Source organism: Amycolatopsis lurida (genome assembly GCF_900105055.1).
Lineage (GTDB): Bacteria > Actinomycetota > Actinomycetes > Mycobacteriales > Pseudonocardiaceae > Amycolatopsis > Amycolatopsis lurida.
This window is the reverse complement of the sequence record NZ_FNTA01000004.1, coordinates 6,835,464-6,847,781: the sequence shown is the minus strand read 5'-3', so window position 1 is coordinate 6,847,781 and position 12,318 is coordinate 6,835,464. Positions and strand designations below refer to the sequence as shown.

At 70.0% G+C, this 12,318-nt stretch carries 13 protein-coding genes; 10 read left to right on the top strand and 3 right to left on the bottom strand.

Annotated features, from left to right (window positions below):
- Positions 1–43: 43 nt before the first annotated feature.
- Positions 44–1,027 carry an SMI1/KNR4 family protein gene (locus tag BLW75_RS37490; protein WP_034324130.1) on the top strand — a complete coding sequence of 328 codons (984 nt, stop codon included), beginning with the start codon at positions 44–46 and terminating at the stop codon, positions 1,025–1,027.
- A gap of 114 nt (positions 1,028–1,141) precedes the next feature.
- Here BLW75_RS37490 and BLW75_RS37485 read toward each other — a convergent pair whose 3' ends face one another.
- Positions 1,142–1,486, bottom strand: coding sequence for a hypothetical protein (locus BLW75_RS37485; protein WP_034324128.1), 345 nt, complete (start codon positions 1,484–1,486; stop codon positions 1,142–1,144).
- A 214-nt stretch (positions 1,487–1,700) separates the two neighbouring features.
- On the opposite strand from BLW75_RS37485, the gene lpdA reads away from it, so the two are divergent.
- The 7 genes from lpdA to lipB all read left to right on the top strand — a co-directional run bounded on the left by lpdA (position 1,701) and on the right by lipB (position 8,976).
- On the top strand, positions 1,701–3,074 hold the full coding sequence (lpdA, locus tag BLW75_RS37480) for a dihydrolipoyl dehydrogenase (RefSeq protein ID WP_034324125.1): 1,374 nt from the start codon (positions 1,701–1,703) through the stop codon (positions 3,072–3,074).
- 56 nt (positions 3,075–3,130) lie between these two features.
- Complete coding sequence (gene sucB / locus BLW75_RS37475; RefSeq protein WP_034324122.1) at positions 3,131–4,909, top strand: 2-oxoglutarate dehydrogenase, E2 component, dihydrolipoamide succinyltransferase; 1,779 nt, start codon at positions 3,131–3,133, stop codon at positions 4,907–4,909.
- A gap of 197 nt (positions 4,910–5,106) precedes the next feature.
- Positions 5,107–6,189, top strand: coding sequence for a serine hydrolase (locus tag BLW75_RS37470; protein WP_034324120.1), 1,083 nt, complete (start codon positions 5,107–5,109; stop codon positions 6,187–6,189).
- Positions 6,190–6,211: 22 nt separating this feature from the next.
- Positions 6,212–6,709 carry an ArsR/SmtB family transcription factor gene (locus tag BLW75_RS37465; RefSeq protein WP_034324117.1) on the top strand — a complete coding sequence of 166 codons (498 nt, stop codon included), beginning with the start codon at positions 6,212–6,214 and terminating at the stop codon, positions 6,707–6,709.
- 14 nt (positions 6,710–6,723) lie between these two features.
- Positions 6,724–7,608 carry a TIGR01777 family oxidoreductase gene (locus tag BLW75_RS37460; RefSeq protein ID WP_034324114.1) on the top strand — a complete coding sequence of 295 codons (885 nt, stop codon included), beginning with the start codon at positions 6,724–6,726 and terminating at the stop codon, positions 7,606–7,608.
- Complete coding sequence (locus BLW75_RS37455) at positions 7,605–8,222, top strand: phosphatase PAP2 family protein (protein WP_034324111.1); 618 nt, start codon at positions 7,605–7,607, stop codon at positions 8,220–8,222. Before BLW75_RS37460 ends, BLW75_RS37455 begins: the two co-directional genes overlap by 4 nt.
- A 10-nt stretch (positions 8,223–8,232) precedes the next feature.
- The gene (gene lipB / locus BLW75_RS37450; protein WP_034324109.1) at positions 8,233–8,976 is read left to right on the top strand and encodes a lipoyl(octanoyl) transferase LipB; all 744 of its coding nucleotides are present in this window, start codon (positions 8,233–8,235) and stop codon (positions 8,974–8,976) included.
- Positions 8,977–9,040: 64 nt separating this feature from the next.
- Here the strand turns inward: lipB and BLW75_RS37445 are convergent, their stop codons facing one another.
- Positions 9,041–9,976, bottom strand: a complete 936-nt coding sequence (locus BLW75_RS37445; RefSeq protein ID WP_034324106.1) for an LLM class F420-dependent oxidoreductase — start codon at positions 9,974–9,976, stop codon at positions 9,041–9,043.
- A 24-nt stretch (positions 9,977–10,000) separates the two neighbouring features.
- The gene (locus tag BLW75_RS37440) at positions 10,001–10,618 is read right to left on the bottom strand and encodes a TetR/AcrR family transcriptional regulator (RefSeq protein WP_034324103.1); all 618 of its coding nucleotides are present in this window, start codon (positions 10,616–10,618) and stop codon (positions 10,001–10,003) included.
- Positions 10,619–10,750: 132 nt separating this feature from the next.
- Here BLW75_RS37440 and BLW75_RS37435 point away from each other — a divergent pair, with 132 nt between their 5' ends.
- The gene (locus BLW75_RS37435; protein ID WP_034324101.1) at positions 10,751–11,281 is read left to right on the top strand and encodes a hypothetical protein; all 531 of its coding nucleotides are present in this window, start codon (positions 10,751–10,753) and stop codon (positions 11,279–11,281) included.
- 43 nt (positions 11,282–11,324) lie between these two features.
- Positions 11,325–12,281 (top strand): oxidoreductase, encoded by a 957-nt coding sequence (locus BLW75_RS37430; RefSeq protein WP_034324141.1) that lies wholly within the window; start codon positions 11,325–11,327, stop codon positions 12,279–12,281.
- Positions 12,282–12,318 lie beyond the last annotated feature (37 nt).

Below are 12,318 nucleotides of genomic sequence, written 5' to 3'. Positions count from 1 at the left end.
TCCGCCGAATTCGTAGGCCGCTCGTTGTGGCAAGGTCGGTCCCGTGGACAAGGACGCGTATCTCGAAGGCGCGATCAAGGACGTGCTGAGCGGTGACGACGCGGCGCTCGACGATCGGATCGCGCACGCGGCGCTGCTGTTCGCCGTTTCCGGGGCGATGACGGAGGCCGACAGGCTGGTCACGCATTGGCACGCGCTCACCGAACGCCCCGTCACCGCGCTCGTGCCCGGCGCGGTGCGGGCCCGCGCGTGGGCGATGCTCTTCGAGGCGCGAGGGACGCGGCCGGAGTGGGCCGCGGCGCTGACTCCGCTCGATCTCGACGCCGAGGAACGCGCGCACGAGGAGTACCTCGCCCGGCGGGCGTCCGATCTCGACGGTCTGCTCGGCGGTTCCCCGATCGGCGAGGCCGTCGCGCAGCTCGGGCCGTCGCGGCCGGACCGGTTGCGCGAAGCCGTCGCGCGAGGCGATCTGGACGCCTGGGCGGAGATCGCGTCGCGCCAGGGCCGCCCGGACGTCGCCGTGCTCGCCGCGACACGACGGCTCGCAGCACGTCTGATCGCGGGAGCCGACCCGCTCGGGCTCGGCGAGTGGCCGGAAGTCTGTGCCGGGGCGCTGGTCGCGGCGCTGTACGAACGCTACCCGCCGGACACCGGCTCCTGGCGCGAAATGATCGCGGGCATCCTGCGGCTGCGCGGCGGCGGCACCGCTCCCCCGGCCGCGTCCCTTCGCACCATCGGCGCCGCCGAAGCGCGGCTAGGGCTCCAGCTGCCGGACGACTACCGCGAGTTCCTGCAGACCTGCGACGGCCTGCCCGCCGACGTCGTCTTCCCGCGGTTGCTCGGGACAGCGGAACTCCGCGCGGAAGGCGGTGTCGTCGTGATCGCGGAACCGGCCGTCGTGCTGCTGACGGCCGCGGGCGACGAGTGGCGGACGGTCGAGATCGACCCGGCGCTGGGCACGACGGTGCATCCGACGTTCCGGGCGCTGCTGGAGCGGCACCTACTCCTTTTGGCGCAATCCGCGTGAAAGTCCGTGAGGGCCTCGGTCACCGTGGTCGTGAGTGGTAAGTGTCGTTAGAACGACACTTGCCACTCACGACCACCCGGACCGAAGCGGCACTTTCGCGTGGACAAGGCGACTTCAGGCTTCGCCGCGCTTCTTCCGCTCGGTGTACTCCCGCATCCGCTTCGGGTAGCCGACCCGCGCCACCTCGTACACGGGGATCGACCGTTTGCGGCCGAACTGCTGCGCCGCGTCCAGGCTCTCGATCCGGCGCCGGGTCCACTCGCCGTCGTGGGCGATGAGGACGACAGTGGTCTCCGTGACGTTGGTCTTGGGCTCGACATAAGCCTCGACGCCGGTCCTCGAAGCCGCCCACTCTTCGAGGTGCTTGAAGTCGTTTGAAGAGGCTTTCCGCAGCGTACCGGGCTTCTGCCCGCCTTTAGAGCGCCGGCGCAGCGAGTCGAACAGACCCACTCCGACCACCTCACTTCCCACTCGCGTCCAGTGTCCATTATCCCGACTCGGGTGTGTGCTCACCGTGGCGACCCGCGCGGGTCGTGTCCCGTGGGTCACAGGACGCGGCCTAGGTCGCAGGCTCTCCACACGTAGTGACAAGATGGCAAGTGTCCGCGCGCGCGTATACCGCGCAAAGCGGCGCCAGAGCACCACCCCTACCGCTTGCCGAGGAGTTATTGAAGTGACCGACACCTCCGCCGACCTTGTGATCCTGGGTGGCGGATCGGGCGGCTACGCCGCCGCGTTCCGCGCGGCCGAGCTGGGCCTTTCCGTCACCCTGATCGAAAAGGACAAGCTTGGCGGGACGTGCCTCCACCGAGGCTGCATCCCGACCAAGGCCCTCCTGCACGCGGCGGAGGTCGCCGACGAGACCCGCGACGCCGAGACCTTCGGCGTCAAGGCCGTGCTGGAAGGTATCGACATCGCCGGCGTCAACAAGTACAAGGACGGGATCATCTCGCGCCTGTACAAGGGCCTCCAGGGCCTGGCCAAGGCGCACAAGGTGAACCTCGTCGAGGGCACCGGGACGTTCGTCGGCGGCACGACCGTCGAGGTCGACGGCACCCGCTACACCGGCAAGAACGTCATCCTGGCCACCGGCTCGTACTCGAAGACGCTGCCCGGCCTGGAGCTGGGCGGCCGCATCATCGCGAGTGAGCAGGCGCTTTCGCTGGACTACATCCCGAAGAAGGTCATCGTCCTCGGCGGTGGTGTCATCGGTGTCGAATTCGCGTCCGTCTGGGCGTCCTTCGGCGTCGACGTCACCATCGTGGAGGCGCTGCCCCGCCTGGTGCCGAACGAGGACGAGTACGCGTCCAAGCAGCTCGAGCGCGCTTTCCGCCGTCGCAAGATCGCCTTCAAGACCGGCGTCCGGTTCACCGGCGCCAAGCAGGACGACAACGGCGTCAGCGTGTCGCTGGAGTCCGGCGAGACGCTCGAAGCCGATCTGCTGCTGGTCGCCGTGGGCCGTGGCCCGAACTCGGCCGGGCACGGCTACGAGGAGGCCGGCGTCAAGATGGAGCGCGGCTTCGTCCTCACCGACGACCGCCTGCGCACCAACCTGCCGAACGTCTACGCCGTCGGTGACATCGTCCCCGGCCTGCAGCTCGCGCACCGCGGGTTCCAGCAGGGCATCTTCGTCGCGGAGGAGATCGCCGGCCAGGAGCCGCGCGTGATCGACGAGAGCGGCATCCCGCGCGTCACCTACTCGCACCCCGAGGTCGCTTCGGTCGGCCTCACCGAGTCGCAGGCGAAGGAGAAGTACGGCTCCGACGTCACCACCTTCACCTACGACCTCGGCGGCAACGGAAAGAGCCAGATCCTCAAGACCTCCGGTGGGGTCAAGCTGATCAAGGCTCCGGAAGGGCCGGTCGTCGGCGTGCACATGGTGGGCGACCGCGTCGGCGAGCTGATCGGCGAAGCGCAGCTGATCTACAGCTGGGAGGCGTTCCCCGAGGACGTGGCTCCCCTCATCCACGCGCACCCCACTCAGACCGAGGCCCTCGGTGAAGCGTTCCTCGCCCTCGCGGGCAAGCCGCTGCACGTCCACAGCTGACGTCTCACCGTCGAAGAACCAGACCAAGCAAGACATATCAAGGGAGTCAGCGAACGATGGCCTACTCCGTCACGTTGCCGGAGCTCGGTGAGAGCGTCACCGAGGGCACCGTCACCCGGTGGTTGAAGCAGGAGGGCGACACCGTCGAGGTCGACGAGCCGTTGCTCGAGATCTCCACGGACAAGGTCGACACCGAGGTCCCGTCCCCGGTCGCCGGCAAGGTCGTGAAGATCAGCGCGCAGGAGGACGAGACCGTCGAGGTCGGCGGCGAGCTCGCCGTCATCGACGACGGGACCGGCGGGGTGCCGGAGTCCTCCGGTTCCGCCGAGCCGGCCGCCGAAGAGGCGCAGCCCGAGCCGGAGCCGGAGCCCGCGAAGGAAGAGGCTTCCGCTCCGTCTCAGCCGGACACCGCGCCGGCTTCGGGCGGCGAAGGCACCGAGGTGAAGCTGCCCGAGCTGGGCGAGAGCGTCACCGAGGGCACCGTCACCCGGTGGCTCAAGCAGGTCGGCGAGAGCGTCGAGGTCGACGAGCCGCTGCTCGAGATCTCCACGGACAAGGTCGACACCGAGGTCCCGTCCCCGGTCGCCGGCACCGTGCTGGAGATCCGCGCCGGCGAGGACGAGACCGTCGAGGTCGGCGGTGTGCTCGCGGTGATCGGTGCCGCCGGTTCCGCCCCGGCCCCGAAGGCCGAGTCCAAGCCCGAGCCGAAGCCCGAACCCAAGCCGGAACCCAAGCCCGAGCCGAAGCCGGAACCGAAGCCCGAGCCCAAGGCCGAAGCGGCTCCCGCGCCGAAGCCCGCCCCGGCTCCGCAGGCCGCCCCGGCTCCCAAGGCCGAGGCCCCGAAGCCGGCGGCGAGCAGCGACAACGGCTCGGACAACGCGCCGTACGTGACGCCGCTGGTCCGCAAGCTCGCTTCGGAGCACGGCATCGACCTGTCGTCGCTGTCCGGTAGCGGTGTCGGTGGCCGCATCCGCAAGCAGGACGTGCTCGCGGCCGCCGAGGCCAAGCAGAAGGCCGCCCCGGCTCCCGCCGCGCAGCCCGCCGCCGCCCCGGCCCCCGCCGCCGCCCCGTCGGCTCCGCGCAAGGCCGCGGTTTCGCCGGAGCTCGCGGCCCTGCGCGGCACCGTGCAGAAGGCCAGCCGGATCCGCCAGATCACCGCCACGAAGACCCGCGAGTCGCTGCAGGTTTCCGCGCAGCTCACGCAGGTCCACGAGGTGGACGTCACGAAGATCGCCAAGCTCCGCCAGCGGGCGAAGGCGGCCTTCAAGGAGCGCGAGGGCGTCAACCTGACGTTCCTGCCGTTCTTCGCGAAGGCCACCGTCGAGGCGCTCAAGCAGCACCCGAACGTCAACGCGTCCTACAACGAGGACACGAAGGAGATCACCTACCACGGTGCGGTGCACCTGGGGATCGCGGTGGACACCGAAAAGGGTCTGCTGTCGGTGGTCATCCACGACGCGGGTGAGCTCAGCCTCGCCGGTCTCGCGCACCGCATCGCCGACCTGGCGGGCCGCGCGCGTTCGGGCCAGATCAAGCCGGACGAGCTGTCGGGCGGCACCTTCACGATCACGAACATCGGCTCCAACGGCGCCCTGTTCGACACGCCGATCATCGTGCAGCCGCAGTCCGGCATGCTCGGGACCGGCGCGGTCGTGAAGCGCCCGGTCGTGATCGCGGACGCCGACGGCAACGACACGATCGCCGTCCGGTCGATGGCGTTCCTGCCGCTGACCTACGACCACCGCCTGGTGGACGGGGCCGACGCGGGCCGCTTCGTCACGACGATCAAGCAGCGTCTGGAAGAGGGCAACTTCGAGGACGAGCTCGGTCTCTGATCCTCCGGTGGTCCGTGAAGGCCCTCGTCCCGCTTCGGCGGGGCGAGGGCCTTCCTCTTTCTCCCCGCAATTCGTCATCTGGTTGCGGTAGTGGGCATGACCAACTACCGCAACCAGATGACGAATTGCGGGGTTTGACAGGCGTCTCTTACTCTAGTATTCCGGAATTACGGAAAACAAGAGGAGGGACGTCACCCATGCTGACGAGACGCCATCTGCTGGCGGGCGCCGCCGCGGGCTCGGCCGCGTTGCTGCTGCCGGGAACCGCGACCGCGGCCCAGCCGGACACGGCGACCGAACAGGGCTGGCTCGACTGGATCGCCGCCCACCAGAGCGATGTCTCCGTCCTGATCGACGATGGCGCGGGTCGGCGCGCCTCGCGCAATGCCGACGTCCGGCGCGTTCTGGCCTCGTCCGTCAAAGTCGTGCATCTCAGCGCGTACGCCGTCGCGGTGGCCGACGGCAGGCTCGACCCGAAAGAACAGATCCGGATGGGCGACTGGGACGCCCACCACCCCTTCGTCTCCGACGGCCGCGCGCATTTCCAGGCGCTCAACTGGCTGGGCGTCCCCTGCGACGACTACGGCATCGCCAAGGACCCCGAACAGCGTGTTCCCCTGGCGAGGCTCGCCGAAGCGATGATCTTCTTCAGCGACAACGCCGCCGCGGACTATCTCCGCACCCGGCTGGGCGATCCCGCCCTCCGGCACGCGGCGGCGCGAGGCGGCTGGTTCCGGCCGGACACCCGATCGCTCGGCGGCGAGGTCCTGATGCTGATGATGTCGGAGTACGCGCCTCGACCCGGTAGCCCGGTCGCCGTCCGGCGGGCGATGGGCGACGCGGTCGCGCGGCGGTTCGTCCGCGATCCGGGGTTCCGCGCCGAAGCCTTCAAGCGCTGGCCCGAGATGCCCGGCACCTCCGACGCCCAATGGCCGTGGGCCAAGGGACACGGCCAAGGCTCGGCGTCGGATCTGTTCTCGCTTCACCGAAGCATCGCGAAAGGCCTCTACACACCCGCGCGCGAGATCCTCGCACAACCGCTCTCGGATCGCGTACCGCCCGGAGCGAGCGAAGTGCTCTTCAAGGGCGGAAGCCTGCCGCGTTCGCTGACCATCGGGCTTTCCGTCCGCTGGCCGGGCGGACGTTCGGGCACGGCGGCGGTCCTGCTCACCGGCGTGAGCGACCAGGACATGCAGAACGCCCTGCCGCTCATCGACCTCTTGCTCGCGGCGCTGTCCGACCCGGCCCGGTTCACCGCCCTGGAACAAGCGCTTCACTGAGGCGGCGGTATAGATAACCGGTATGAACGCCGAGTTCGCCGAGCGGATCGCCGCCCTCGAAGCACGGGTAGCCGCGCTCGAAGGAGGACACAGCCAGCAGACCGAACCGGCGGCGAGCCCTGGCGGTCTGGTCGGTTATCACGGCGAACTGACCGAGCCGTTCGAATTGAACTGGGCGATCAGCGTCACGCCCGGTCCGATGCTGGCGTTCGCGGACGGGCCGCGGGTCGAAGTGCTCGCGGCCCTGTCCAGCACCGCACGGGTGGCACTCGTGCGGACGCTGGCCGAGAAGGGCGCGCAGACCGCGCCCGCCCTTCAAGAGGCCGCCGAACTCGGTTCGCCGGGCCAGCTGTACCACCATCTCAAAGCGCTGACCGGCGCCGGGATCGTCGAGCAGGACAAACGCGGCAGTTACCGGCTCCGGCCCGCCGCGACGATCCCGGTGCTGGTGCTGCTCACCGCCGCGTCCGACGTCGCCGGGCAACTGAAGAACCTGAGCGTGCGCCCGGATCGCGGATAGGACACGATCGGATCATGCGAGTTCTGATCGCGGGCGCGAGCGGACTGATCGGTACCTCCCTCACGACACGGTTGCGCCGTTCCGGGCACGAAGTGGTCCGGCTCGTCCGCCGGGAAGAGCGGGCGGCCGACGAACGCCGCTGGGATCCTCCCGCCGGCGAGATAGCGGACGGCGCACTCGACGGGGTCGGCGCCGTCGTGAACCTCGCGGGAGCGCCGCTGCTGCCCGGGCGCTGGAGCGCGGCCCGCAAACAGGTCCTCCTCGACAGCCGGGTCGAACCGACGGAGGTCCTCGCGGAAGCCGTCGCCGAACACGGCATCCCCGTACTGGTCAACGCCTCCGCCGTCGGCTACTACGGCGACGCCGGTCCGTCCCTTGTGGACGAAACAAGCCCGGTGGGCCGGGGTTTCCTCGCCGAACTCTGCACCGCCTGGGAAGCCGCCACCGAGACGGCGGCCACCGCCGGCGTCCGCGTCGTGCGCATCCGCACCGGGCTGGTGCTCGCGCGCGAAGGCGGGCTACTGGACGTCCTGCGCCCGCTGTTCCGCCTGGGGCTCGGCGGAAAACTCGGTGACGGCAAGCAATACATGCCGTGGATCTCGCTCGACGACGAGGTCGGCGCGATCGTTTTCGCGCTGGAGAACGAAACGCTGTCCGGCGCGGTCAACCTCTCCGGCCCGCAGCCCGCCACGAACGCCGCCTTCACGAAGGCCCTGGGCCGCGCCGTGCACCGGCCGGCGATCTGGCAGGTGCCCGGTTTCGCCATGAAGATCGCCCTCGGGCAGGCGGCCGAGGAGATGGCGCTGTTCGGGCAGCGTGCCATGCCGCGTGCGCTGGAGGAGGCGGGATACGCGTTCCGCCATCCGACCCTCGAGGACGCGCTGGCCGCCGCGACATGACCGTGCGGCGCGGTCTGTACACCCTCGCCGGGTTCCTCCTGCTGATCGGCTTCGTCGTCCTCGGCCTGTCCGTCGACGAGCGGCCGCCGCCGGTGGACGTCGCGCTCGCCGACGCGTTCCGCGGCCAGCACACCGAGCCTGCCGGTCAGGTGGCGGGCCTGGTCACAAACGTCCTCGGCCCGGTCCTGCCGTTCGTGCTGGGCGCGGTGCTGGTGGTGCTCGCCTGGCGCCGCCGGAACCTGACCGTGTTGTGCGTCAAACTCGCCGTCGTCCTGCTGCTGTGCCGGATGACCAGCCTGATCGCGAAGCCGGTCTTCTACCGGGAGCGGCCGCGCGAATTCCCCGATCTGAGCTATCCGAGCGGGCACGTCGTCGCCGTCGCGTGCACCGGGTTCGTCGCGGTACTGCTGTGCGCGTGGACCCGTCCGCACCTCGCGCGCCTGGCGATCATCATCATCGCCGCCGCGGCGACGGTGGCGGGTGCCCTCTGCCGCATCGTGCTCGGCGTGCACTGGCTGACCGACACCGCGGGTTCCGTGCTCGCGGTGGGCGGCGTCGGCCTGATCGCGGCGGCCGGACTGGGCCTGCTCCCCCTGCCGAAAGACCCGGCGTAGTGTCGCTGACGTGAGCTCTTCGACCACGTCATGCCGCGCCTCCACCGAGCCCGTCGACGTCCGCGAGATCGGGACGATCGACTACACCGAAGCCTGGGAACTCCAGCGAGAGCACGTGACAGCCCGTGCCGACGGTGACGGCCCGGACACCATGCTGCTGCTGGAGCACCCGTCGGTGTACACCGCGGGCAAGCGCACCGAAGCCGAGGACAGGCCGACCGACGGCACCCCGGTGATCGACGTCGACCGCGGCGGCAAGATCACCTGGCACGGGCCGGGCCAGCTGGTCGGGTACCCGATCGTCAAACTCGCCGACCCGATCGACGTCGTGCACTACGTGCGGCGGCTCGAAGAGGCCCTGATCACCGTCTGCGACCAGCTCGGCGTGCACACCGGCCGGGTCGAGGGCCGCAGCGGCGTCTGGATCCCCGCCGACGACCGCGGCCCGGAGCGGAAGATCGCCGCGATCGGCATCCGTGTCCAGCGTGGCGTGACCATGCACGGGTTCGAGCTGAACTGCAACGCCGACCTCGGCGCCTTCGACAAGATCGTCCCGTGCGGCATCCGGGACGCCGGCGTGACGTCGCTTTCCTACGAGCTCGACCGCGAGGTCACCGTGGCGTCGGTGCTGCCGATGGCGCGCGACGCCGTGCTGGCGGCGCTGGAAGGCGACCTTCCGGTGAGCGACGAGCGCTGGCTCCCGCGCCCCGAAGCCCCGGCCGCCCCCGGCGTCACCTTCGCCCTGCAGAACTGAGAAGCGCGTGAAGGCCCCCTTCCCTCGGCTGAGCCGAGGGAAGGGGGCCTTCACGCGCGAAACGTCAGTCCAGCTGAGGGGCGACCTCGGACGCGATCAACTCGATCTGGTCCAGATCCGAGAGGTCCAGCAGCTGCAGGTAGAGCCGGGTGATCCCGGTCTTCTCCCGCCACTGCCCGACCTTTTCGACGACCTCCGACGGCGTCCCCGCGAGCCCGTTCTCCCGCAGCTCGGAGACCTCGCGGCCCAGCACGCCGGCGCGCTTCGCGACCTCGGCGTCGTCGCGACCCACGGCGACCACGAGCGCGGCGGAGCGGATGATCTCCTTGGGGTCGCGGCCGATCTCGCGGGCGGCGTCGTCGACGCGGCCGAACTGCTCCGCGGCGACGTCCGGGCCCACGAACGGCAGGTTGAACTCGTCCGCATAGCGGGCGGCGAGCGCCGGGGTGCGTTTCTTGCCGCCACCGCCGATGATCACCGGCGGCCGGGGCCGCTGCGCCGGCTTCGGCAGGCCCGGCGAGTCGACGAGCTTGTAGTGCTCACCGTCGAAGGAGAACGTCTCCCCTTCCGGCGTCTCCCACAGCCCGGTGACGACGGCGAGCTGCTCGGCGTAGCGGTCGAAGCGCTCCTTCATCGGCGGCAGGTCGAGGCCGTACGCGGTGTGCTCATCGTCGTACCAGCCGGAACCGAGGCCGAGTTCGACGCGGCCGCCCGACATCTGATCCACCTGCGCGACCGAGATCGCGAGCACCGACGGATGCCGGAACGTGGCGGCGGTGACGAGGGTGCCCAGCCGCACACGGCGGGTCTCCCGGGCGAGACCCGCGAGGGTGATCCACGCGTCGGTCGGTCCGGGCAGCCCGGTCGCCGAGCCCATCTTCAGGTAGTGATCGCTGCGGAAGAAGGCGTCGTAACCCGCGTCCTCGGTGGCCTTGGCCACCCGGAGCAGGTCTTCGTAACTGGCCCCCTGCTGGGGTTCGGTAAAGATCCTGAGGTCCACGCCGCCACCCTAGCCAGGGCGCGGTCAGCTCGCTTTCCCGTGCTCGGCGGGCGGGACACGGCGGAATCCGACGAGCAGCCGCACCAAGACCTCTTCGACCTGGGCGCTGACCTTCTTCGGCTCCGGCGAACTCGCGATCTCGATGGCGGCGCTGGACAACGCGCCGAACAGCAGCCGCGCGGTGACGTCCACCGGGACGTCGTCGACCTCGCCGACCTCGATGAGCGACTGGATCCCGGTGCGGACCAGGCCGAAGCTGCACCGCTCCTCGGCCTCGCGCCAGCGTTCCCAGCCCATGACCACCGGCGCCTCGTGGATCGCGATGCGCTGGTACGCCGGGTCGAGGCAGCTTTGCAGGAAGCCGCGCAGCCCGGAGAGCGCCCGCTCCCACGGCGAGGCCGGACCGTTCATGATCTTCTCGAGCCGGTCGAAGACCTGGCTCTCGACCGTGTCGAAGGCAGCCTCGAACAGCGCCTGCTTCCCACTGAAATGGTGGTAGAGCGCACCCTTCGTCACCCTGGCCCGTTTGGCGATCTCGTCGAGAGATGTGCCGGCGTACCCGCGTTTGGTGAACAGCTCCACGGCACTCTCGACGAGTGCCGACCGGGTGGACTCGGAATAGTCCAGCCGCCTTGACCTCATTGTCGCCACCTTCACAACTTTACGCCGCCGGTCCCGGTCCATACCCATGGTATGTTGACTGCTGTCAGGTCCGTACCGGGAGTATGCCGCAAACCTGCGGTATGAACCGGGTCACGGAGGGGAGCCCACATCATGAGCTGGAACGACTTCTACCGGCGGCGCGACATCCTCGAAGCCGCACTGCGCCAGGCGGGTCACCAGCCGTCCGACGCGATCTCACTCGAAGAAATCCCTGGCGCCACCCAGTACTTCGCGACCGAGGACGAGCTTCTGCTCGCACTTCGGTACAAGTGGAACCAGGTGTTCGCCGGTCACCTCCGCGCCGAGATGACCGATCCGGATTACGCCGATCAGGATCTCGCGCTCGACCGGGTCGAAGCCGTCACCCGCGCCTGGAACAGCGCCACGGCCGAGCACGAGACCCTCCGCGCCGTTCTCGACGCGGCCCTCGACCGGTGCCCCGCGCTGATCCCGTCGCACGAAGCCGAACTGCGCACCCTCGCGTTGACGGCGGGACTGGCCGACGGCGACGAGCCCGCCGACGAGATCACCAAGGTCGGCAGCGCCTTCGCCACCCTGCTCCGGCACGGACGGCACGCGAAGCCCGCCCGTCGCCGCAGCCCCATGGGTCACCTGCTCCGGTTGCTCGCGCCGAGCGCCTGACCTGGCGTAGCGGCACAGGCGACGATGTAGTTAGGTGACCGGCATGGCTGCTCACGCGCGCTGGACCGAGGCCGACATCCCGGATCAGACCGGCCGGACCGTATTCGTCACGGGGGCGAACTCAGGCCTCGGGCTGCGGATGTCCGAGGTGCTCGCGGGCAAGGGGGCCCGCGTGCTGCTCGGCTGCCGATCACCGGAGCGTGGCGCCAAAGCGCTCGAACAGGTGCGCGCGGCCGCGACCGGGCAAGCGCCCGAACTCGTGCGGCTGGACCTCGCCGACCTCGGCTCGGTCCGCGAAGCCGCGAAGAAGGTCCAGGAATTGTCGGGTGACAAGCTCGACGTCCTGGTCAACAACGCGGGCGTGATGGCGACCCCGCGCGGCCACACCAAGGACGGCTTCGAGACCCAGTTCGGCACGAACCATCTCGGGCACGCGGTGCTGACCTGGCTGCTGATGCCGTCCCTGCGCAACGGCTCCTCGGCGCGTGTCGTCACCCTGTCGAGTGTCGCGGCGACCGGCGCGCGCATCGACATCGCCGACCCGAACTTCGAGCGCCGGATGTACAACCCGGGCTCGGCCTACGGCCAGTCGAAACTCTCCAATCAGGTGTTCGCGCTCGAACTGGACCGCAGGCTGCGCGCCGCGGGCGAAGACGTCATCAGCGTGGCGGCCCACCCGGGCTACACGTGGACCGGGCTCGGTTCCGGGATGGCTCGCTCCTACCGCAACCCCGTGGTGCGCGCGCTCGTCGCCGGTGGCAACCGGATCGGCGAGATCTTCATCGCGCAGAACGCGCGCCAGGGCACGCTCCCGCAGCTGTTCGCGGCAACGGCTCCCGAGGTCGAAGGCGGCGACTACATCGGCCCGCGCGGGCTCGGCGGGCTTCGCGGCGCGCCGGTCAAAGTGCGGCCTTTGGCCGCCGCGAGGAGCGAGTCGCTCGGCGCCGCGTTGTGGGACGTGACCACCAAGTTGACGGGCGTCACCCCCGACCCCGCGTGAGCGGCGGCCACTGCTCCGGCGGGCGTAGGGTGGCGGT

Coding starts and splice junctions, on each gene's coding strand:
- BLW75_RS37470 (WP_034324120.1), top strand. CDS start 5,107: ATGCTGACGAGACGCCATCTGCTGGCGGGCGCCGCCGCGGGCTCGGCC.
- BLW75_RS37435 (WP_034324101.1), top strand. CDS start 10,751: ATGAGCTGGAACGACTTCTACCGGCGGCGCGACATCCTCGAAGCCGCA.
- BLW75_RS37465 (WP_034324117.1), top strand. CDS start 6,212: ATGAACGCCGAGTTCGCCGAGCGGATCGCCGCCCTCGAAGCACGGGTA.
- BLW75_RS37455 (WP_034324111.1), top strand. CDS start 7,605: ATGACCGTGCGGCGCGGTCTGTACACCCTCGCCGGGTTCCTCCTGCTG.
- BLW75_RS37460 (WP_034324114.1), top strand. CDS start 6,724: ATGCGAGTTCTGATCGCGGGCGCGAGCGGACTGATCGGTACCTCCCTC.
- sucB (WP_034324122.1), top strand. CDS start 3,131: ATGGCCTACTCCGTCACGTTGCCGGAGCTCGGTGAGAGCGTCACCGAG.
- BLW75_RS37440 (WP_034324103.1), bottom strand. CDS start 10,618: ATGAGGTCAAGGCGGCTGGACTATTCCGAGTCCACCCGGTCGGCACTC.
- BLW75_RS37430 (WP_034324141.1), top strand. CDS start 11,325: ATGGCTGCTCACGCGCGCTGGACCGAGGCCGACATCCCGGATCAGACC.